Below are 22353 nucleotides of genomic sequence, written 5' to 3'. Positions count from 1 at the left end.
GGTTATCCGGCCTGTGCGTCGCGGAGTTGGCCGGACTCCGCCGCGCATCCCCGTTCCCGCTCCGTCGAGTACAGGTGGCTGTCGCGGAACTGCGAGGCGCCCAGCGTGCGGCCGACCATGATGACCGCCGTACGGACCACACCCGCCGCCTTCACCTGGTCCGCGATGTCGGCGAGCGTGCCGCGCAGCACCAGTTCGTCGGGGCGGGAGGCCATCGCGACGACCGCGGCGGGGCAGTCGGCGCCGTAGTGCGGCAGGAGTTCGCCGACGACCCGGTCCGCGTAACGGGCCGCGAGGTGCAGGACCAGGAGGGCGCCGCTGCGGCCCAGGGTCGCCAGATCCTCGCCCTCGGGCATGGGCGTGGCCTGCTGGGCGATACGGGTGAGGATGACGGTCTGGCCGACGGTGGGGACGGTCAGTTCGCGCTTGAGGGCGGCCGCCGCGGCGGCGAACGCCGGAACGCCGGGGACGACCTCGTACGGCACGCCCGCCGTGTCCAGTCGGCGCATCTGCTCGGCCACGGCGCTGAAGACCGACGGGTCGCCGGAGTGCAGCCGGGCGACGTCCTGGCCGGCCTCGTGGGCGCTGACCAGTTCGGCGGTGATCTGGTCGAGGTCCAGGTTCGCGGTGTCGACCAGGCGGGCGCCGGGCGGGCACTCGTCCAGCAGTTCGCGCGGCACCAGGCTGCCCGCGTACAGGCAGACCTCGCAGCGCGCCAGGATGCGAGCGCCCCGCAGCGTGATCAGGTCGGCCGCGCCCGGTCCGGCGCCGATGAAGTGGACGGTCACTGTGCGTCTCCTGAGGCGGTGGGGTCGGAGGGGGCGATGGGGTCGGTGGTGGCAAAGGGGGCTGTGGTGCCGGAGGGGGCCGTCGCGGCGGAGGGGACGGAAGGTGCGGTAGGTGAGGGCGTCGCGGGCTTCGTCACCGACCACTGCGTGACCGGCATCGCCTGCCGCCAGCCGGTGAAGCCGCCCACCGGTACGGCGTGCGCGACCGCGAGCCGTACGAGGTCGCCGCCGTGCCGCCGGTACCAGTCGGCGAGCAGCGCCTCGGACTCCAGCGTGACGGTGTTGGCCACCAGCCGGCCGCCCGGCGGCAGCGCCGCCCAGCATGCCTCCAGGAGGCCGGGCGCGGTGAGGCCGCCGCCGATGAACACGGCGTGCGGGGCCGGGAGTCCGGCGAGCGCTTCGGGCGCGGGGCCGGTGACCACGCGCAGTGCCGGTACGCCGAGCGCGTCCGCGTTGCGGGCGATGCGTCCGGCCCGTACGGCGTCCCGCTCGACGGCGACGGCGCGGCAGGTGCGGTGCGTACGCATCCACTCGATGCCGATGGAGCCGGAACCGCCGCCGACGTCCCACAGCAGTTCGCCGGGGGCGGGGGCCAGCGCGGCGAGGGTGGCGGCGCGTACATGGCGCTTGGTCAGCTGGCCGTCGTGCTCGTACGCGTCGTCCGGCAGACCGGGGGCGGCGGAGAGGCGGAGGGCTTCGGGGGCGCGGGAGCAGTCCAGGGCGATGACGTTGAGCGGGTCGATCGCGTGGAGCGGATGGCCCGTGGGGGTCGGGTCGGTGGCGTCGGTGGCGGGCGGGGGCGGCCAGTCCGCGGCCGTGACCTCGGCCTGCCGTTCGCGCGGGCCACCGAGCTGTTCCAGTACGCGCATCCGGGTCGGCCCGAAACCGTGCTCCCGCAGCAGCCCGGCGACCTGCGCGGGAGTCTCGGCGCCCGCGGAGAGGACGAGCAGCCGGCGACCGTCGTGCAGGGCGGCCGCCAGGCCCGCGAGGGGGCGGCCGACGAGGGTGACGACCTCGGTGTCCTCGACGGGCCAGCCGAGCCGGGCGCACGCGTACGAGACGGAGGACGGGTGCGGCAGCACACGCGGCGGCGCGGCACCCGCCTCGGCGAGCACTTCGGTGAGCGTCCGCCCGATGCCGTGGAACATCGGGTCGCCGCTGGCCAGGACGCACACCTCGCGCCCGGCGTGCGCGGCGAGCAACCCCGGTACGGCGGGCCGCAGCGGCGACGGCCACGGAACCCGCTCGCCCGCGCACTCCGCGGGCAACAGGGCGAGCTGCCGTGCGCCCCCGACGAGCGCCCCCGCGCCCCGCAGCACCTCTTGTGAGGCGGCCGGCAGCCCGTCCCAGCCGTCCGCGCCGATTCCGACGACGGTGACACGGGCGGGGCCGGGGACGCGCGGTACGGGGGCCGCCGACGACGGTTCGGGCGTACCCGGCGCGGGCGCTGCGGGCGGCGGGGCGGGGCTCACTGCCGGTTACCTCATGGCTTCGGGTCGGCCGCCGTACGGGGCGGCACGACGGGGTCCGGTGGACGCGGAAAGTCAACCGGGAGCAGACAACCCGGTCGGTGCGTTTCCAGAGTAAGAGGCGGTGCTCACGGCCCTCACCGGCGGGCTCCGGCCGCCGCTGCGCGCGATGCCCGCGGAACCGCCGCCGAATTCGTTTCACGGGCGCATAATTGGCTACTCCTAGTAATCGTGGCTTCACCGAGCGATGCTGTTCGGTGACGCGCGAACCGGGCTCCGAGGGAAGGCGCTGCGATCATGGACACAGTGGAACGCGCAACGGCGGGCGAAAAGATCACGGACGCGGAGGCGGCGCTGGACGAACTCCAGGCCGCGCTGGCCGGAGTGGGCATCACCCTGCCGTCACTGGGCCTGGACGGCCCGTCGCTGGCGGCCGACGCACCACGGCCGCTGGTGGAACTGGGCCGCTGCGCGCCCGACGTGGCACGGCGGCTGGCGGCCGCGCTGCGGTGCACGGGCCGGGAACGGTGAGGGCGCGGCGACCGGAGAGGGCGCGGCAAGCCGTGAGAGCGCGGCGAACGGCGACGGTGCGGCGGACGGCGACGGTGCGGCGAGCGGTGAGCGGCGGGTGGCCCGGAGAAGAAGGGTGCGGCGGGCTGCGGCTTCCGGGCCCGTAGAACCTGCTGAGCCCGGCCCGGCCCCGGGCAGGACCGGACCCGGCCCGGACCGGCCCCGGACAGGACCTGGCCCGGCCCGAACCCGGATAGGACCCGAACCGAGGAATCGGCTGGGGCGGAGACCGCCGACCCGCGTTGCGGCGGCGTGCCACGGACGCGTGGGCCACGTCGGCGGCGGACGTCTGCGCCCCGCCCTCTCGGCAATACAGGCCCCTCCTGTTCGAGGAGTCTGCGCAGTGGTGGTGCAGGTGTGGCGACGCCCCCGCGCGGACATGAAGGAGTACACCTGCCGCAACGCCCCACCAGCCCCGTGAGCCCCCTGCGCGGGCCCGCCATCGCGGCCGGCCACCGGGGCAAGGTTTCCTCAAGGACCGGTCAAGGCTTCCGTCCCGCGCCGCGGGCATCCCCACCTCAACCGGCCGACGTGTCCGGTCCGGAACACGCCGGCTTGATCCGACAGGGGGATGCCATGGGGGCATTGAGCGCTTTCGACAAGAATTCACCACACCAGTTACGTGAGTGGCTGACCCTCACCGGCCGCAAACGCGTCCTCGTCGTCGCCCACACGGTGACGTACATCAAACGCCTCCAGGAAGTGTTCTCGCTCCTGGAGTCCGACCTGCGGGTCCAGGTCCTGTTCACCGCCCCTCCGCACCCGTTCGGGGACGGGGTGGCCGCGTTCCTCCACCGGCTCGGCAGCGCGGTGCTGCCCTGGGAGAAGGCGGCCCGGCTCGAATACGACCTCGCGCTCGCCGCGGGGCCGCGCGGGCTGGGTGAGATCAGCGCGCCGCTGATCACGTTGCCGCACGGGGCCAACTACCTCAAGCTCATCATCGAGGGCACGGACGCCCGGGTGGCCGGCCTGGGGCGCCCGGACATCGTTCCGGACGGCCGGTGCCTGCCCGCCGCCGTGGTCCTGCCCCACCGGGACGACCTGCACGGCCTGGCGCAGTTGTGCCCGGAAGCCCTCCCCGTGGCCTCCGTGGTCGGGGACCCGGTGCACGACCGCATCGTGGCCAGCCTGCCCCGGCGCCCCGCCTACCGGCGGGCGCTCGGACTGCGCAAGGGGCAGAAGCTCGTCGCCGTGGTGTCCACCTGGGGCGCGCTGTCGTCCTTCGGGGCGATCGAAGCGCTGCTCCCCCGCCTCATCAACGAGTTGTCCGGCAAGGACCGGCGGGTGGCGCTGCTGATCCATCCCAACGTCTGGTCGGGGCACGGCGCCTGGCAGGTACGGGCCTGGCTGGCGCAGTGCCGGCGGCACGGCATCGCCGTCGTACCGCCCGAGGCGGACTGGCGATCCGTCCTGGTGGCGGCGGACTGGATCATCGGGGACCACGGGTCGGTGACGCTGTACGGAACACTGACCCGCGCCCCGATCCTGCTCGCCTCGTCGCCGGAGCGGGAGATCAACCCCATGTCGCCCGCCGCGACCCTGGCGCGGACCGCTCCTGCCCTGTCTCCTGGCCATTCGCTCACCAGCCAACTGGCGTACGCCGCCGCCGAGTACGCGGAGCACCAGGGCGAGGAGTACGCGGCCATCGCGTCCCGGATCACCTCGGAACCGGGGCGGTTCACGAGAAACATGCGGCGGCTGATGTACCGGGTCCTGGGCCTGGGGCAGCCCGCGCACCCGGCGGTCACCCGGCAACTGCCGCTGCCGCCGCGCCTGGACTCCTGGTGCGCCTCGGACGCCGGTGCGGATACGGAGGCGACGGCATGATCGGTACGTGGGGCACGTCGGGCACGGCCGGCACGTCGGGCACGGCCGGTACGCCGGGCACAGCCGGTACGTGGGGCACGGCCGGTACCGCCGGTACCGCCGGTACCACCGCGCTACCGGCATCCGGCGGCCGGTGGGGGTGGCACCGTTCAGTACGGGTGCTCTCCGGGCCGCCGACCGCCGGTGCTTTCCGTACGGGAGCCGCCCCGGTACCCGGCATCACCCTCACCACGCGAACCGGAGTACGCACCGTGCTCGTCCGCACCGGGCAGCCGGACGTACCGGCCAGACCGGCCGCACCGGCCGCACCGGCCGCACCGGCCACGCACCAGGCACTCCTCGGCACCGACGACCACTTCACCGTCGACGCCGACACCTGCGCCGAAGAGCCCTGGCTCGACTGCGCGGACGTCCTGGTCCACAGCCGGCCACGGCAGCGGCGCGAAGCGTGGCTTCGGCTCGACCGCGTACTCGCTCGCCATGTCGGCTGCCGGCTCGCGGCCTCGCCCCTTCTGGACGGCACCTGTGCCGTGGCGGTCCGCGACGGCACCCGATGCCTGCTGCGCCTCACCGAAGGGTCGGGTGCGGCGGGGCCGGAGAGATGGTCGCAGGCCGCGTCGTGCCTCCACGGCCTGGTCTCCACGGGGCACACCCTGGACGGGCTGCGTCACGTCAGCTTTCTGACGGGTCCGTAGGGCGCTCCTCCCGGGGGCCTGCCGGATCCACCGGCCTGCTCGTATCACCCAGGCCGGCCAGCAGGTCCCCTACGCGCCGGGCGTTCGAAGGGCTCTGTGACGCGTACAGATTCCTGGCGCGCTCCCAGTGTTCACGTGCCGTGTCCGGGAGGGAGTGCTCGCGCGCACACGTTCCCAGCATCTCCGACACCCGCGCCTGCCAGTGGGCGGACCCCGCGGAGGCGAAGAACCGCAGCGCCTCGCCGAGACGCTCCGCCGCCGTGTCGTACGTCCCGGTCAGCGCACTCGCCCGTCCGGAGAAGGCGAGCGCCCGCGCGGCGTCGTACGGGTCGTCCAGCGCCACCAGCGCTTCGTACGCCTGCGAGAAGAGTTCCGCCGCTCGCTCGGCCGGGCCGCCCGCGCCGCCGGAACGTTCTCTCTCCGCGTCCTCCAGCGCGATCTCGCCCAGTATGATCCGCGCCAGTGCCACTCCCCGCTCGTACCCCGCGGCCTGCCAGGTCGAGATGGACCGGTGGAGGTGGTCCGCCGCTTCCCGGAAACGTCCCGCCTCCCGGTGCGCGGCGCCGAGGCCGAGCAGCGCCTGCCCCTCGTCACGGGTGTCGCCCGCCTCGCGGGCGGCCCGCAGTGACTGCGTGAACCAGTCGATCGCGTCGTCGGTGCGCCCGGCCGCGTTCAGGCCTATGGCACCGGAGTTCAGCATCTGGCGTTCCGCCGCACGGTCTCCGTCGCGGCGCGCCGCCCGGCGGCCGATCTCGTGTGCTTCGATCCAGAGGTCGTAGTAGCGCAGCCGGTGGAACAAGGGCCATAACGCGTCCACGAGTTGCCAGGCCAGCTTGTCCCACCGCTTCTCGTCAGCGGTGCGCACGGTCGCCATCAGGTCCGCGCGCCGGGTCTCCAGCCAGGTGAGGGCGCCGCTCTCGTCCGTGAAGGGGCAGGAAAGGGCCGGTTCGTAGGCGTACGTGCGACCGAGGGTGAACTGTATGGGAGAGAGCAGCGCCTGTGCTGCTGACGCGGTGCGCAGGTGCCAGTCACCCACGCGCCGAAGCGTTTCTTCCCGGGCTGCCGGGCTCTCTTCCGCCCGGCCGCGTTCCTCGGCGTGCAGGCGGACGAGGTCGTGGAAGCGGTAGGCGTCCGGGCCCGTGTCCTCCACCAGGTTGGCCTCGACCAGCACGTCCAGCAGCCGCTCCGCCTCGCCGAGGGGCACGTCGAGAGCCACCGCCGCGAGGCGCGCGTCCAGTTCCCGGGCCGGGAGCAGCGCGAGGCGCCGGTACAGCCGGGCCGCCTCGGGCGTCAGTACCGCATACGACTCGTCCAGCGCCGCGTACACCGACAATTCCCCCTCCACGGCCAGCGCCGCCAACCGTCCTCGGTCCTGTTCCAACGCTTCCACCATGGTGCGCACCGGCTGCCGGGGGCGGGAGGCGAGCCGGGCGGACGCCAGGCACACCGCCAAGGGCAGACCGGCGCACAGGGACACGACCTGGTGCACCGCGCCGCCCTCACGCCGTACGCGCTCCGCGCCGATCCCCCGGGCAAGAATCTCGACGGCGGCATCCTGCTCCAGCAGGCCCAGTTCGTGGTACAGCGCTCCGTCGGCGCGCAGCCCGGTCAAGCGGTATCTGCTGGTCACGACGGTCAGACTGGGCCGGCCGCCGGGCAGCAGGGCCCGTGCCTGGGCGGCGGACAGGACGTTGTCGAGCATGATCGATATGTGCAGGCCGGCGGTGACCGAGCGCCACAGCGCGGCTCGCTCGCCCAGGCCGCGCGGCACCTCCCCGACGCCCAGCGCGCGCAGGAACTGGCTCATGACGTCGCCCGGAGCGGCCGGCCCGGTGTCCGAGTGGCCGCGGAGATCGGCGTACAACTGGCCGTCGGGAAATCGCTCGGTCATCCCGCGCAGCCATCGGGACACCAGGGCCGTCTTGCCGATTCCGGCGGGCCCGCTGACGACGATCAACGGGGTGGACAGCTCGGGAAATCGTCCGTGGAGATCCGCCAGTGCCGACAGATCATTTTCCCGGTCGGTGAAATGCGGCGTCACGGACAGAAGCTGGCGCGGAACGGGAAGCCGCGCGGCGGGGTCCCCGTGCACGTGTATGCCGCCGCTGACATCTCCCGTCTGGATACTCGTACCGTGAATCCTGGCCGAACCGCCAATGGCGTTCACATCCCGGCGCATCCCCCACCCCCGTCCGGTACGTCATGGATCACTTCAGCTCTACCCACGGAACAGTGACGGGAGACCTCCGGAAGGACGGCGGATGCCGCGAAGCCCGGCCACGGACCCGAACCGGCCACCCCCGGTGCCTACTGGCCACTTCAACCATTGAGTGCCATGCTCACCGAACCGGTATGGGGCGCCGATGAGGGGAGGCGCTGATGGAGATTTTCGTCCTCGGCCCCATTTGCCTCGGCTCGGACACGCACCGGGTCGGCCTCGGCTCCGACAAAGAGCGTGGCGTTCTCGCGTCGCTGGCCTTGTCCGTGGGCCGGCCCGTCGCCCTGGACGCATTGATCGACCGCCTTTGGGACGGCGCACCGCCGGGCAAAGCCCGTGAGTCGGTTCACACGTATGTGTCACGCATTCGCAAATCCATACGCGTGGCCGCCGCCGGAACCGGTCTTCCCGAGGCTGCGGCGATCACCCATCATGCGCACACTTATACCCTCGAAATTCTGCCCGAACGCATTGACTGGCACCGTTTCCGGGCTCTCGTCTCCAGGGCCCGGCGCCTGTCGGACGACGGGGGTGACGACCGGGCGGTCGCGCTGCTTCACCAGGCGGACGACCTGTGGCGCGGCGATCCCCTCGCGGGCCTGCCGGGATCGTGGGCCGAGCGGACGCGGACGAGTCTGGCCGAACAGCGCCTCAGCGCCACGACCTCGCGTATCGCCATGCAGTTGCGTCTGGGGCGCTTCAGCGAGGTGGTCGGTGTGCTCTGCTCCCTGGTCGACCAGTTCCCCGACGACGAAACCCTCCTCGGCTACTACATGCTGGCCTGTTACGGCTGCGGCCGGCACGCGGACGCCTTACGGATCTACCAGGAAGCCCGCCGGAAACTCCGTACGGAACTGGGCTCCGACCCCAGCGAAGAACTCGCGCGCATCCACCAGAGAATTCTGCGGCGCGTGCCGGCCCGCGAGGTCCTTTTCGACGGCCCGCAACATGCCCCTGACACATTCCGTACGGATTACGCCCCGCACAACCTGCCACGTCAGGTCGCTCTCGTCGGCCGCCGGCCGGAAATGCGGCGGTTCCACGCCGTCATCGCCGCCGCGAGCCGGACGGAAGGGGACGGTTACGCCTCCATCGTGGCCCTGGAAGCGATTTCCGGTATGGCCGGCGTGGGCAAGACGGCCCTGGCCGTGAACGCCGCCAGTGCGCTGGGCCGCCACTTCCCCGACGGGCAGCTCTACATCGACCTGCGCACCCATGCCCGCGTCCAGGAACCGATGAGCGCCGCCACCGCGCTGGCAACCCTGCTCCGCCTCCTGGGAGTTCCGGCGACCGCCATTCCTGCCGCGCTCGAAGAACGCACGGACCTGTGGCGGACGATGCTTTCGCACAAAAGAGCCGTCATCATCCTCGACGACGCCGCCGACACCGACCAGGTACGCCCGCTTCTTCCCGGCCTGTCACCCTCGCTCATCATCATCACCAGCCGCCGCCATTTGGCGGGATTACCCGGTGCCCACTCCCTCGCTCTCGATGTACTCCCCCCGCAGGACGCCGTGGCCCTCTTCCGTACGTTCTCCGGTCAGGAACGCACCCAGGACACCACCGGCATATCCCGGATCGTGAGCCTCTGCGGACATCTGCCGCTCGCCATCGAGATCGCCGCCAACCGGTTCAACGCCCGCCCCGCCTGGTCCCTGGCCGACCTCCGCGAACGACTCACCCGGGGCCCCGGCCGGCTCGCGGAACTGCACGACGGATACTCGGAGGTGGCCCGCGCCTTCGAGATGTCCTACCTGACGCTGACTCCCGCTCAGCAGTCCGCGTTCCGCCGCCTCGCCCTCCATCTGGGCGCCGAGTTCGGCCCGCACGCGGCGTCCGCTCTGATGGGCCTGCCCCCGCAGCAAACGGAAAGGCTTCTCGAAAGCCTGCTGTACTGCCATTTGCTCCAGGAGCCCCGCCCCGACCGGTACCGGTTCCACGACCTGCTCGGGGAGTACGCACGGGCACTGGCGCATTCCGAGGACGACGAGGAAACCCGCGACCAGGCCGTGCAGCGCCTGATCGACTATTACTTGTCCGCCACCGAGACCGCTGACGCTCTCGTCTATCCGCAGCGGCCCCGGATGGCCCGCCAGCGCGCCGACAGCACCACCGGCACCGTCGGCACCCGTCTGCCCTGGCGCGACGCCGAGGCGGCGAAGGAATGGCTCGTCACGGAACGCTCCAACCTCCTCACTGTGGAGCGCCATGCGCGCACCCACGGCATTCCCCGCCAGGCCGCACTGCTCAGCCACGCGCTGGCGGAGTTCCTGGACGCCGAATGCCATTGGGTGGACACCGACCGGATGCAGCGGCACGCCGTCGATCACTGGAAACAGGCGGGTGACCAGCGCGCACTCTGCCTGGCCCTGCTCGACCTGAGCGCCACCCGCACGAACACCGGGCACTACCCCGAGGCCATGGCGGCCGCCCGCCACGCGCTCGAACTGGCACGCGCCACACATGCCCCGGACGCGGAAGCCGACGCGCTGCGCAAACTGGGCATCCTGCACTGGAATCACGGCCGGAATCACGAGGCACTCGCCGCGCACCGGGAAGCCATCGCCGTACATGTCCGCTCGGGCAATACCTGGGGCCAGGCCCGCTGCGAAAACAACTATGCCATTTCCCTATTACATCTGGGAAAGCACCAGGAAGCTCTGGAGTATTTCACCCGGGCGATCGACACGTTCCAGCAGGCCGGCGACCGGCGGAATTCCGCCAAATGCATCAACAACCTCGGTGATCTGCACCTGCAAGTGGGCGATGTGGAGCTGGCACGCCGGACGTACGAAACCTCCCTCGCCCTCACCATGGACGTCGGAAGCCTCTCCGACGTGGCGACGATGCAGGCCAATCTCGCCGGACTGCTCTCCGCCTCGGCCGACCGGCACGACGTCGCTTCTGGCATGGACATGTTTAGGGAGTGCCTGTTCACCTTCCGGCGGCTCGGTGACCGAAAGAACGAGGGAAATGCTCTGATCGGCCTGGGCACGGCCCACTTCGGCCTAGGACAGTTCACCGAGGCGGCCACCCACCATCAGCAGGCCCTGACGCTCGCCCGGAGCATCGGCGCCGCCCAGGAAGAGGCGCGCGCTCTGCGGTGCCTGGGAAGCGCGGAGGCGGCACTCGGCCACCTCGCCGTCGCGGCGGAACACCTTTGCGCGGCGATTTCGCTCGCCCACCGAATTCACTTCCCGGAGGAAGAGGCGCGGGCGACGGATGCCCTGGCGGAGGTACGGCTCCGGGAGGGGAGCCGCGAAGCGGCCCAGGAGCTGTGGCGACAGGCGTTCGAATTGTTCAATGGTCTGGACAAGGCGGAGGCGTCTCGGGTGGCTCGACGCCTTGATACAAAAGACGCCAAGAGTTGACAGTATTGTCAACCAACGTGCGTCGGAAGTAAGTTACTGATGAGCAAGTGTTGTCTTCCTGGCGACACGCATGGTCCAATGCGCCCTCAAGATCAGTCAAGCTTTCGACCGAGGACCATGCAAAGTGCACAATTGCGTAACTAGGCGTCTCGTCGCCTTAGCACTGGCCGGCGCCGCAGCCCTTCTGGCGCTGACCGTAGCGACCGCCTCGCCCGCGGCTGTGGAAGATCAAAAAGCCGCCCACAGCATGGTGTCCGCCACCGCGACACCCACCATGCGCGCGATCGCGAGGATATGTATACCGACGTAGACGCTCACGTCCGTCGTCAGTCGCGCCGAGGGGGCCGACGCAAGACCTGCGTCGGCCCCCTCGGCCGCCTCCGCCCCGCACCCCCCTGACCTGCACCGATGCGCCATCCGACGGTAATGACAACGGTCACCGGTGCAGCCTTTGGATCTAGCGGAGAAGTGCGGTTTGCTTCGTGGCGCACGTCCTGTTGGACGCCCCAGGGAGGAGCGCGCCCCATGACCGAGCACGCCCACAGCCACAGCCACGGACATGCGCATTCACATGCGCACTCGCACACCCTCTCCCCCGACGCCGATCGCCGCTGGCTGCGGGCCGCGCTGGTGCTGATCACCGCGTTCATGGCCGTGGAGGTGGTGATCGGGTTCCTGGCGCGCTCCCTGGCGCTGATCTCCGACGCGGCCCACATGCTCACCGACGCCGCCTCGATCGTGCTCGCCCTGGTCGCGATGCGGCTGGCCGCGCGGCCCGCGCGCGGTGGTTACACGTACGGACTCAAGCGCGCCGAGATCCTGTCCGCGCAGGCCAACGGCATCACTCTGCTCGTGCTGTCCCTCTGGCTCGGATACGAGGCGATCACCCGCCTGGTGTCACCGCCCGAGGTGACCGGCGGCCTGGTCCTGGTCACCGCGCTGGCCGGGGTCGTCGTCAACATCGCGGCCGCCTGGTGCATCTCCCGGGCCAACCGCAGCAGCCTGAACGTCGAGGGCGCCTACCAGCACATCCTCACCGACCTGTTCGGGTTCATCGCCACCGCCGTCGCCGGCGCGGTCGTCCTGACCACCGGCTTCGCGCGGGCCGACGCCATCGCCTCGCTCGTCGTGGTCGTCCTGATGCTGCGGGCGGGCACCGGCCTGGTCCGCGAGTCCGGGCGGATCTTCATGGAGGCCGCGCCGAGCGGTGTGGACCCGGACGCGCTGGGGGACCACCTGGTCGAGGTGGACCAGGTCGTGGAGGTCCACGACCTGCACATCTGGGAGATCACGTCCGGCGAACCGGCCCTGTCCGCGCACATCCTGGTCGCGGACGGCGGCGATTGCCACGCCGTACGGCGCGGCCTGCACGAGCTGCTGAGCCTGAAGTACGGCATCACCCATGCCACCCTCCAGGTCGACCACGTGGGCGAGCTGCCCCGGCCCGGCGAGGTGCTGCACATAGCGGCGGGGCCGGACGACGCGGCGCTGGCGCCCCCGCACTGCGAGGGCACGCACGGGCCGGTGCACCGGCCGGGCCCGCACGACCACTGAGGCGAGTCCGTCAGAAAGTGCCGTCCATCAGAAGGCGATGACTGTCAGAAGGTGCTGACTGTCGAAAGGTGACGACCGTCAGAAGGTGATGACCGTCTTGCCCTGCGTATGCCCCGCCCGGCTGGTCTCCAGCGCCTCCGGGGCCTCCCCCAGCGTGATCTCGTCGCCGAGGATCACGGTCAGCCGGCCCGCGTCGAGCTGACCGGCGAGGATCTCCAGGAGCTGCGGCGACGGCCGGTTCTGGAAGTTGAAGCCGCGCAGGTTGTGGTCGGTCAGCACGTCCGCGTCGGCGGACCCGACCGTGGAGACGGCCGTACCGCCGTCCCGTACGGTCCGGGTCATCTCGCCGAACGCGGCCGGACCGCTGACCAGGTCGAGCAGCACGTCCACACCGTCCGGGTGGGCGGCCAGCACCTGGTCGGCCACCGGGCCCAGCGTGTGGTCCACCGTCTCGGCGGCGCCCAGGCCGGCCACCAGGTCCGTCAGGCCCGGCCGCGCGGTGACGATCACCTCGGCGCCCCGGCCGGCCGCGAGCTGGGTGGCGAAGGTGCCGACACCGCCGGTCCCACCGACGATCAGGACCCGTTTGCCCTCGCTGATCCGGGTCTCCTCCACCAGGTTGTAGGCCGACGTCCCGGCGGTGGGGACGGCCGCCGAGGTCGCGTACGTGACGTTGCGGGCCGCGCCGGCCAGGGCCTTCTCCTCGGCCACCGCGAACTCGCCGTACGAGCCGCCGCCCCGCTCCGGCCGCTGGAACTGGCCGAACACCGAGTCGCCCACCGTGAAGCGGCGCACTCCGGGGCCCACGGCGACCACCTCGCCCGCGCCGTCCGACCCCAGGACGAGCGGGAAGGTGTGCGGTGCCGCGTCCTTGAGAAGACCGTCGGCGATCTTCCAGTCAAGGGGGTTGACCCCGGCGGCGGACATCCGCACCAGGACCTCGCCCGGTCCGGGATCGGGCTCCGACAGTTCCATGAGCTGGGGCTGTTCGCCGAATGCGGTGACTGCTACGGCCTTCATCGTCGCGTTCCCTTCCGCCCGAACGATCCTCGATCCACCCTCCCGACCGGTGGCAGGGCAAGGGCCGCCGTCAACATGGCGCCCGTCGCGGCCCGCCTTCGGGTGAAACGACGCCAGGTGACGACAGCCCACAGGATCGTAAGCACGCGAACCGGGCGTATCCGGCAGGACGAGGGGCGGTGCCCCGGAAGCAACTCGTACGGCCCCCTTCCGAACCGGTGCCGCCCGGCTCCGCGCCGCGCCGCGTTTGCCCCGCGGCCCGGCCGGTTACCCGTCCTCGGTATGAGCGGCAGCAGCGGCGGCGCGGACGACGCACACACCATCAAGGCGGGGCGGCGCACGGTCAGGATCAGCCGGCCCGGCAAGGTGCTCTTCCCGGACGACGGGATCACCAAGGCCGACCTGGCCGACCACTACAAGGCGGTCGCCCGGCGCGCCGTACCGCAGCTGCGCGACCGGCCGCTGATGATGGAGCGGCACCCCGACGGCATCGGCGGCAAGCCCCTGATGCAGAAGAACGCCCCCGACCACTTCCCCGACTGGGTACGGCGTTCCGAGCAGTCCAAGGAGGGTGGCACCGTCACCCACGTCGTGTGCGACGACCCGGCGACCCTCGTCTACCTCGCGGACCAGGCCACCGTCACCGTCCACCGCTGGCTCTCCCGTGAGCACCGCCCCGACCACCCCGACCTGATCATTTTCGATCTCGACCCGGCCGAGGGCGCGGACTTCGAGGACGTACGGTGGGCCGCCCACCGGGTCTGCGAACTGTGGGACGAACTGAAGCTGCCCGCCCGCCTGATGACCACCGGCTCGCGCGGCCTGCACGTCATCGCGCCGCTGGACGGCGGCTCCGCCTTCGACGCGGTGCGCGACTTCGCGCACCTGGCCGCCGAACGGCTCGCCCGCCAGTACCCGGACCGGCTCACCACCGAGCAGCGCAAGGCCGACCGCAAGGGCCGCATCTACCTGGACGTGCAGCGCAACGCGTACGCGCAGACCGCGGTCGCGCCCTATTCCGTACGGGCGAAGCCGGGCGCGCCGGTGGCGACACCGATCTCCCGCGACGAGCTGGACGACCCCGGCCTGACGGCCCAGCGGTGGACGGTCGCCACCCTCCCCGACCGTCTCGCCGAGGACGACCCGTGGGCCGGACTGTCCTGGCGCGGCCGGTCGGTCCGGGCGGCGCGGGAGCGGCTGGAGGCGTTGGAGGAGTAGGGCGGGGGGCGACTGCGCTCGCGCGGCCCGCCTGCGGGGCGGGCGGCGGGCGTGACTGCCCCTCGCGCGCGGTTCCGCCCGTTCGCAGGGCCAGCACGCACACTTCCGCACAGTCCCGCCCGTTCACAGGGCCACCGCGCACGCTTCCGCACGGCCCCGCCCGTTTGCCCGCATAAGGCGACCGCCTCCGGACCGCGGGCTTCAATGGACCAATGATCCGGTTCGAGTCCGTCACCAAGCGCTATCCGGACGGCACCACCGCCGTGGACGACCTGTCCTTCGAGGTCGCCGAGGGCGAGCTGGTGACGCTGGTCGGACCGTCCGGCTGCGGCAAGACCACGACGATGAAGATGGTCAACCGGCTCATCGACCCGACCGGCGGCCGCATCCTCGTCGAGGACGAGGACATCGCGACGGCCGATCCCGTACGCCTGCGCCGCCGCATCGGCTACGTCATCCAGCAGACCGGCCTCTTCCCCCACCGCACCGTCCTCGACAACACGGCCACCGTGCCGCACCTGCTCGGCTGGCCGCGCAAGAAAGCCCGCGCCCGCGCCGCCGAACTCCTGGACCTGGTGGGCCTGGACCCCGGCCTGCACGGGCCGCGCTACCCGGACCAGCTCTCCGGCGGCGAGCGGCAGCGCGTCGGCGTGGCCCGCGCGCTGGCCGCCGACCCGCCCGTCCTGCTGATGGACGAACCGTTCGGCGCGGTCGACCCGGTCGTCCGCGACCGGCTCCAGCGGGAGTTCCTGCGGCTCCAGGCCACCCTGCACAAGACGGTGCTGCTGGTCACGCACGACATCGAGGAGGCCATCCGGCTGGGCGACCGGATCGCGGTCTACGGGCAGGGCCGGATCGAGCAGTACGACACTCCGGCGAGCGTGCTGGGCGCGCCGGCCTCCCCGTACGTCGCCGAGTTCGTCGGCAGCGACCGGGCACTGAAGCAGCTCGCGGTCACCGGCATCGACCCCGGCGACCTGGAGCACCCGCCCTTCGCCCGGCTCGGCGAACCGGCCGGCCGGGCGGCGGAGCGGCTGCGCGCGGAGGGCGCGCGCTGGGCCGTCGTCCTGGACGAGGAGGGCGGGCTGCACGGGTGGGTGGGGACGGAGGAGGTGACCGAAGCGCGGGGGAACGTTTCGGCGCACGCGCGCCGGATGGAGGCCTGGGTCCCGGTGAGCGGCTCGCTCAAAGACGCCTTCAGCGAGATGCTCAAGTACGACGCGGGCTGGATCGCCGTCGTGGACGGCACCCGCTTCCTGGGCGTCCTGACCCCGGCCAGGCTGCACGAGGCGCTGCGGCGCACGATCGGGTCCGACGAGCAGGGGGTGCCGCGGGAGGAGGCGGAGGTGGATTCCGTACCCACGGAGTGAGCGGGCGCCGCGACTGAGGGTCCGGTCACCGGCCCTACAGCAATCCCGCTGAGGGGACCGGCCACCGTCCCTACAGCAATCCCTTCTTCCGCAGGTAGTCCCGTGCCACGTCCTCCGGAAGCCGCCGCCAACTGTCCACCCGCTGGTTGAGGTCGGCCAGGTCCTCCGTCGTCAGTACGGAGTTGAGCTTGCCGAGGGCAGCGGCGACCCGGGCGCTGCCCGCGCGGGCCCGGTTGACCACCGGAACGACGTAGTCCGCGTTCTGCAGCTTCTTGTCGTCCGCCAGGAAGACCAGCCCGAACTGCTCGACCGTCGCGTCCGTACTGGTCGTCAGCACCATCTGGTCCTGTCCGTTCTGCACGGCCTGCTTGGCGGGCGTGGTGCCCACCCCCTTCGGGTCGACGGCCGTGATGTCGATCCCGTACGTACGCTTCAGACCGGGCGCGCAGAACGGCCGCCGCACGCACTCGTCGCCCGCCGCCAGCCGCACCGGCAGCTTGGCGCGCCCCAGGTCGCTGAGGGTTTTCAGGCGGTGCTGCTTCGCGTACGAGGCGGCCACGGCGAACGCGTTCTGGTCGACGGCCCGGCCTGGCGGCAGCACGGTCAGGCCGCGGGGCGTGGCGAGGTCGCGCAGCGCCTTCATCGTCGTGCCGAGGTCCGGTGAGGCGACCGGGTCGGCGTCGGCCCCCTTGGTCTTGGCGTTCAGCCAGTCGGCGAAGGTCGCCGCGTACTCGGGTACGACGTCGATCTGGCCGCTCTCCAGAGACGGCTCGTACAGCTCCCGGTTGCCGACGGTGAGGATCTCGGTCTCGTACCCGGCCTTGTCGAGCAGCACCGCGTACAACTGGGCCAGCAGCTCACTCTCGGTGAAGCCGGCCGAGCCGATCGAGAGACGGTGGCTGTCGCCGGGCGCGGCGGTGACCTGCCCGCGGTTCTCCAGGGACGGGCCGGTGGCGCACCCGGAGAGGGCCGACGCCACCAGCGCCACGGCGACGACGAAGCGGCGGGCGCTGCCGGGCGTACGGAGACGACCGGCCGCGGGGTCTCGTGGCCCGGTCGCGGAGCCTGGTAGACCGGCGGCGGAGCCGCGTAGACCGACGGCGGAACCTCGTAGCCAGGCCGCGGAACCTCGTAGCCCGGCCGCGGCTCCTCTGGTCGCTGTGCCTCGTCGCCTGATCGCGGCTCCTCCGGCCGCGGTTCCGCGTCGTCCGCTCACCGTGCCCTCCCCCGTGCCCAGGCCGGCCCCAGCCGCTGCACCACCTCGAACAGCACCTCCATCACCAGCGCGAACACCGCCACGATCACCGCCCCCGCCACCACCTGCGGCGTACTCGCCAGGTTGAACCCCGCCGTGATGATCCGCCCGAGCCCGCCACCGCCGACCAGCGCGGCCAGCGTCGCCGTGGCCACCAGTTGCACCGCCGCGATCCGCACCCCGGTCAGCACCAGCGGCAGCGCCAGCGGCACCTCAACCCGCCGCACCAACTGCCCGCCGGACATCCCCATCCCGCGCGCCGCCTCCACCACGTCCCGGTCCACCTCCCGCATCCCGACGTACGCGTTGGTCAGCAGCGGTGGCAGCGCGAACAGCACCAGCGCGATGAACGTCGGCCAGTCCCCGTGCCGGCCGAGCGGGGTCAGCAGGAGCAGCACCAGCACCGCGAAGGTGGGCACGGCGCGCCCGACGTTGGCGAGGTTGACGGCCAGCGCGCCGCCGCGGCCGAGGTGCCCGAGGGTGACGGCGACGGGCAGCGCGATCAGGCAGGCGGCGAGCAGGCAGCCGACGGTCAGCAGCAGATGTTCCGTGAGGCGGTGCCAGACACCGTTCTCCCCCGCCCAGTTCGCGCCCGTGGCGAGCCAGGTCCAGACGTCTCCGAGCGTGCTCATACGTACCGCCACATCGAGCTCATGCGCGCCGCCACATCGTGTTCATGCTCGCCGCCACGGCGTCAGCAGCCGTTCCAGGCCGAGCAGCAGCAGGTCGAACGCGACGGCGATGACGACGCACAGGACGGACGCCGTCAGCACCTGCGCCTTGAAGAACGAGTTCATCCCCGCGTAGATCAGGTTGCCCAGCCCGCCGTGGCCGACGATCGCCCCGATCGTCGTCAGTGCGACGGCGGAGACGGTCGCGATGCGCAGCCCCGCCATCGCGGCGGGCACCGCCAGCGGCAGTTCGACGGCGAGCAGTTGCCGCAGCGGCCCGTACCCCATGCCGCGGGCCGCCTCCTTCGCCTCCTCCGGTACGCCGGCCAGGCCCGCCAGGATGTTCCGTACGAGCAGGGTCAGGGAGTACAGCGCCAGACCCACGATCACCAGGGTGGACGACAGCCCGTACAGCGGCAGCAGCAGCGAGAACATCGCCAGCGACGGGATGGTGTAGAGCACGGTGGTGACGCCCAGCACCGGCCCCACCGCCCAGCGCCACCGGCGCGCGATCAACGCCAGCGGCAGCGCGATCACCAGGCCGAGCAGCACGGACACCACGGTCAGGTGGAGGTGCTGGAGCGCCGCGTCGAGGAGGATGTGGCGGCGGGTGGCGAGGTAATCGCCGCAGATCCAGTCGTTGCGGGCCAGGCAGTCGTCCGGAGGGGCGGTCACGACAGCAGTCCACCGCGGTGCGGGGCGGGTGTCCTGCCGGGTGAGCCGGACGGGTGAGGGCGCCCGCACCTGCGCTGACCCCTACCTTGTCCGCTCCTTCCTTTTCCGCGCCTACCTTGTCCGTGCCTTCCTTTTCCGCGCCTACCTTGTCCGTGCCTTCCTTTTCCGCACCCTCCTTGTCCGCACCTTTCCCCTGCCTTGTCCCTACGGCGTCGGAGACGGAGACGGAGACCGGGACGGCCGGGATGGCGACGGCGTCGCCCCCGCCCCCGGCCGCTTCGGCGGCGCGTGCGCGGCCTCCACGTCCTGCGGGAACGTGAGCTGACGCCCCTGCCACTCCAGGGCCGGCGCCACCTCCCGCCGCCATGTCGCGAACTGATGGCTGCCCCGCGGCAGGATGATCGAGTCGACGGTCATCGGGGGCTTCGCCGCCTCGACGAACCGCAGGGTGTCCCGGTAGTTCGGCTCACCCAGGCGGCTGCTGGCCACCAGTACCGAGACCCGCGGTACGGGCCGGTGCGCCAGCCGCCACAGCAGGTCGTGCTCGCGCTCCCGGCGCGCGGCGGCCGCACCGCTACCGAACAGGCTCCCGGTCGTCAGGTCGTCCTTGACGGCGTAGTCACCGGAGAGCGAGACCGCCGAGGTGTAGGTGCCGGGGCTGCGCAGGGCCAGCAGCATCGAACACGTACCGCCGGAGGAGTAGCCGAACGCGCCCCACGCGCTGGGGTCGTGTCCGACCCGGTAGGCCGCCTTGACGGCCTCCGGCAGATCCTGGGTGAAGAACGTCTCGGCCTGCGGCCCGCCCGGCACGTCCACACACTCGGTGTCCCGCGGCGGCGCGATCGTCGGCCGGACCATCACCAGCACGGTCGGCTGCATCCGGCCCTCCTCGATCAGCCTGCCCGCGGTCTGCGGGATGCGGAGATGCTGCGCGAGGTTCATGATGCCGCCCGGGTAGCCGCTGATGACGACGGAGACGGGGAAGCGCTGGCGGCGGTACTGGTGCTGGAAGTACTGCGGCGGCAGGTAGACGAAGGCCGGATTGACGACGCGGGTACGGCGCCCGACGAGCCGTACGGACTCCACCTTGCCGACCTCGTGGGGCGGGCCCTCCGGCAGCCCGGTCACCCGGTCCAGACCCTGCGGCCCGGCCGGCTGGACCAGTCCGCCCCGGAGGCTGCGGGCATCGGCGTACCGCGGGCCGCCGCCCCCGCTCACCGCCACCGGCCCCTCGTCGGCGGTGCCCAGCAGCTCGTCCCAACTGCTGTAGAACTCGAAGCTGGAGTTCACGGCCAGCGCGAGCGAGCACAGGACCGCCACCTGGGTGACGAGAATGGACCCGATCCTGCCCAGTACGGGGAGCACACCGCGCAGGGACAGCCGCGGCCACAGCCACACCGTCAGGGCCACACAGGCCACGGCCAGCGTGATCACCGCGATTTCGAGCGACTGACTGGTCAGCCCCATGCGCCCACATCTCCCGTCACCCGTACGAGGGTTGCCCGGTCCTCCGGACCGCCGCCAGGGTCAACGGGCGTCCGGTCGATGGGTCACCACACGGGCCGCGCCCACCACGGTCCCGCCGCCTCCGCCGCCGGGCGCCGAACTGCCCGTCCCTCCCACGACACCCCCATGTGACGTGCGCAGACGCCTACGTCACCAGCCCCGCACGCGGTCTTTCCGCAACCTCCACCCCCTCCTCACCACCCCTCACCGCACAAACATCCGCCTCGCCCAGTCGTCACGCCTCCTCCCTACCGTTCCCCTCCGCGTCCTCCGCGCCCTTCCGTCCCCTTCCGCTCCCCTCCGCCCCCTCGCTCCCGCCCCTTCGCACATCCGCCCGCCGCACATACGCTCTCCCCACACACGTCCCACCCGCACACCCCCCACACCTCCACACCACCCCGCTACACAAAACACCCAAACGGGGCGTGCCGCGAGACGCGCGGGCTCCCACGATGGGACCGGCCCAGGCGGCTACCCTTACGTGTCCGGCCTGGTCAGGGACATGTCCGCGCTTCTCGGACATTCGCCGCACCCCACACACGCTAGAGAGGTTCGCCGATGGGCATTCGGAGTCTGCTGCGCAACGCTTTCGGTCGCTCCAAGGCGGCCCGCGAGGAATCGAACACCGCGGCGAGCGGCACCAAGGCGCCGGAAACGGCGACGATCCCGGAGGCCCGCGAAGAGGCCACCCCGGAACCCGCCACGCCCCGCGACCCCGCCGTCCCCACGGCCCGCACCGCCCCCGCCGACCCCCCGGCCGCCGCCCTCCCCGCCCAGACCACCCGCACGGACACCACGTCCCCCGCCGAGGACTCGGCCTCCGACCTCGTCTCCCAGGCATTCGACGCACCGAAGCCGACGCGGGGGGCGGAGGCGGAGACGGCAGCCAAGGCGGAGACCGAGGCGAAGGCGAAGGCGGAGACCGAGGCCAAGGCCGAAGGCGAGGCGAAGCACGGACCGGAGGCGGCGAAGGCGGAGCCGGAGGCCGTGGTCGAGGCCGTCGTCGAGGCAAAGCCGGAAGCCGTGGCCAAGACGGCGCCTGACACCAAGCCGGAGGCCGCGGCCAAACCGGAGACCGTGGCCGAGGCTGCGCCTGAGACCAAACCGGTGGCCGCGGCCAAGCCGGAACCTGACACCGAGCCGGAGGCCCTGGCCGAGCCGGAGCCCGAAGCGAAGGCAGAGCCCGAAGCCGCGGCGGAACCCCAGCCCGTAGCCAAGACCGAGCCCGAGACCACGCCCGAACCCGAGGCCACGCCCGAACCCGCGCCCGTAGCCAAGACGGCCCCCGAGCCGACCGTCGAGCCCGAACCCGTAACCGACACGGCCCCCGAGCCGACCGTCGAACCCGAACCCGAACCCGTAACCGAGACAGAACCCACCCCCACCTCCCCCTCCGCCCCCACCTCCCTGACCAAGGTCGAAGCCCAGGCCCCCGCCCTCGTCAGTCTCTACAAGGCGGCCCGGGTCTCCCTGGAGAAGCAGGGTCTGGCCACCCAGCGCGCCGCGGTCTACCTCGTCCTCGACCGCTCGGGTTCGATGCGCAACTACTACAAGGACGGCACCGTCCAGCACCTGGCCGAGCAGGCCCTCGGCCTGTCCGCCAACCTCGACGACGACGGCACCGTCCCGGTGGTCTTCTTCTCCACCGATGTCGACGGAACCGCCGACCTCGACCTGACCAACTACGCGGGCCGCATCGAAGAGTTGCACGCGGACCTCGGCCACATGGGCCGTACGAACTACCACTGGGCGATCAACGCCGTGATCGAGCACTACGAGAAGTCCGGCGCCAGCGACCCCGCCTTCGTCATCTTCCAGACGGACGGCGCCCCCACGTCCAAGCCGGCCGCCGAGAAGGCGCTCTGCGAGGCCGCGAAGCTCCCCATCTTCTGGCAGTTCGTCGGCTTCGGCGACCCGGACGCCAAGGGCTTCGACTTCCTCCGCAAGCTGGACGACCTGGCCGTGCCGGAGAAGCGCGTGGTCGACAACGCGGGCTTCTTCCACGCCGGCCGCGACCCGCGCGCCCTCGCCGACGCCGACCTCTACCAGCAGCTCATGGTCGAGTTCCCCGCCTGGCTCCAGGAAGCCCGCTCCGCCGGCATCCTCCCCGCCTGACGCACCACCCCTGCACTCCCCTGCACCACCC

Annotated in this window: 16 protein-coding genes; 8 read left to right on the top strand and 8 right to left on the bottom strand. The window is 71.9% G+C overall.

Annotated elements, in window-relative coordinates:
* Positions 1-2: 2 nt before the first annotated feature.
* Both cobM and cbiE read right to left on the bottom strand, forming a co-directional pair.
* Positions 3-788: a precorrin-4 C(11)-methyltransferase gene (gene cobM, locus AB0A97_RS39090; RefSeq protein WP_361160039.1), complete on the bottom strand. Its 786-nt coding sequence runs from the start codon at positions 786-788 to the stop codon at positions 3-5.
* Positions 785-2260: a precorrin-6y C5,15-methyltransferase (decarboxylating) subunit CbiE gene (gene cbiE, locus AB0A97_RS39085; RefSeq protein ID WP_361160036.1), complete on the bottom strand. Its 1476-nt coding sequence runs from the start codon at positions 2258-2260 to the stop codon at positions 785-787. Before cbiE ends, cobM begins: the two co-directional genes overlap by 4 nt.
* A gap of 294 nt (positions 2261-2554) precedes the next feature.
* Here cbiE and AB0A97_RS39080 point away from each other — a divergent pair, with 294 nt between their 5' ends.
* The 3 genes from AB0A97_RS39080 to AB0A97_RS39070 all read left to right on the top strand — a co-directional run bounded on the left by AB0A97_RS39080 (position 2555) and on the right by AB0A97_RS39070 (position 5349).
* Positions 2555-2788 carry a hypothetical protein gene (locus tag AB0A97_RS39080; RefSeq protein WP_361160033.1) on the top strand — a complete coding sequence of 78 codons (234 nt, stop codon included), beginning with the start codon at positions 2555-2557 and terminating at the stop codon, positions 2786-2788.
* Between the two features lie 615 nt (positions 2789-3403).
* The gene (locus tag AB0A97_RS39075; protein WP_361160030.1) at positions 3404-4654 is read left to right on the top strand and encodes a hypothetical protein; all 1251 of its coding nucleotides are present in this window, start codon (positions 3404-3406) and stop codon (positions 4652-4654) included.
* Positions 4651-5349 (top strand): hypothetical protein, encoded by a 699-nt coding sequence (locus AB0A97_RS39070; RefSeq protein ID WP_361160027.1) that lies wholly within the window; start codon positions 4651-4653, stop codon positions 5347-5349. Before AB0A97_RS39075 ends, AB0A97_RS39070 begins: the two co-directional genes overlap by 4 nt.
* Here the strand turns inward: AB0A97_RS39070 and AB0A97_RS39065 are convergent.
* Entirely contained in the window at positions 5327-7390 is a 2064-nt protein-coding gene (locus AB0A97_RS39065) for a tetratricopeptide repeat protein (RefSeq protein WP_361160024.1), read from the bottom strand. The genes AB0A97_RS39070 and AB0A97_RS39065 overlap by 23 nt on opposite strands.
* A gap of 560 nt (positions 7391-7950) precedes the next feature.
* On the opposite strand from AB0A97_RS39065, the gene AB0A97_RS39060 reads away from it, so the two are divergent.
* Positions 7951-10938: a BTAD domain-containing putative transcriptional regulator gene (locus AB0A97_RS39060; RefSeq protein ID WP_361160021.1), complete on the top strand. Its 2988-nt coding sequence runs from the start codon at positions 7951-7953 to the stop codon at positions 10936-10938.
* A 525-nt stretch (positions 10939-11463) separates the two neighbouring features.
* The gene (locus AB0A97_RS39055; protein WP_361160018.1) at positions 11464-12492 is read left to right on the top strand and encodes a cation diffusion facilitator family transporter; all 1029 of its coding nucleotides are present in this window, start codon (positions 11464-11466) and stop codon (positions 12490-12492) included.
* A gap of 78 nt (positions 12493-12570) precedes the next feature.
* On the opposite strand, the gene AB0A97_RS39050 is transcribed toward AB0A97_RS39055, so the two are convergent.
* On the bottom strand, positions 12571-13512 hold the full coding sequence (locus AB0A97_RS39050) for an NADP-dependent oxidoreductase (protein ID WP_361160015.1): 942 nt from the start codon (positions 13510-13512) through the stop codon (positions 12571-12573).
* 282 nt (positions 13513-13794) lie between these two features.
* Between AB0A97_RS39050 and ligD the strand changes: the two genes are divergently transcribed.
* The gene (gene ligD, locus AB0A97_RS39045) at positions 13795-14730 is read left to right on the top strand and encodes a non-homologous end-joining DNA ligase (protein ID WP_361160012.1); all 936 of its coding nucleotides are present in this window, start codon (positions 13795-13797) and stop codon (positions 14728-14730) included.
* A 212-nt stretch (positions 14731-14942) separates the two neighbouring features.
* Positions 14943-16100 carry a betaine/proline/choline family ABC transporter ATP-binding protein gene (locus AB0A97_RS39040; protein ID WP_361160009.1) on the top strand — a complete coding sequence of 386 codons (1158 nt, stop codon included), beginning with the start codon at positions 14943-14945 and terminating at the stop codon, positions 16098-16100.
* Between the two features lie 70 nt (positions 16101-16170).
* Here AB0A97_RS39040 and AB0A97_RS39035 read toward each other — a convergent pair whose 3' ends face one another.
* From AB0A97_RS39035 to AB0A97_RS39020, 4 genes are all read right to left on the bottom strand, one after another.
* Positions 16171-17088: an ABC transporter substrate-binding protein gene (locus AB0A97_RS39035; RefSeq protein ID WP_361160007.1), complete on the bottom strand. Its 918-nt coding sequence runs from the start codon at positions 17086-17088 to the stop codon at positions 16171-16173.
* Positions 17089-17312: 224 nt separating this feature from the next.
* A complete protein-coding gene (locus tag AB0A97_RS39030) occupies positions 17313-17987 on the bottom strand; it encodes an ABC transporter permease subunit (protein WP_361160005.1) in 675 nt (224 codons plus the stop codon).
* Positions 17988-18029: 42 nt separating this feature from the next.
* Positions 18030-18701, bottom strand: a complete 672-nt coding sequence (locus AB0A97_RS39025) for an ABC transporter permease (RefSeq protein ID WP_361160002.1) — start codon at positions 18699-18701, stop codon at positions 18030-18032.
* 204 nt (positions 18702-18905) lie between these two features.
* On the bottom strand, positions 18906-20168 hold the full coding sequence (locus tag AB0A97_RS39020) for an alpha/beta hydrolase-fold protein (RefSeq protein WP_361160000.1): 1263 nt from the start codon (positions 20166-20168) through the stop codon (positions 18906-18908).
* 597 nt (positions 20169-20765) lie between these two features.
* On the opposite strand from AB0A97_RS39020, the gene AB0A97_RS39015 reads away from it, so the two are divergent.
* The gene (locus AB0A97_RS39015; RefSeq protein WP_361159998.1) at positions 20766-22322 is read left to right on the top strand and encodes a VWA domain-containing protein; all 1557 of its coding nucleotides are present in this window, start codon (positions 20766-20768) and stop codon (positions 22320-22322) included.
* Positions 22323-22353: the final 31 nt, after the last annotated feature.

It is taken from the genome of Streptomyces sp. NPDC045470 (genome assembly GCF_040646595.1).
Lineage (GTDB): Bacteria > Actinomycetota > Actinomycetes > Streptomycetales > Streptomycetaceae > Streptomyces.
This window is presented reverse-complemented; position numbering and strand designations above follow the sequence as displayed.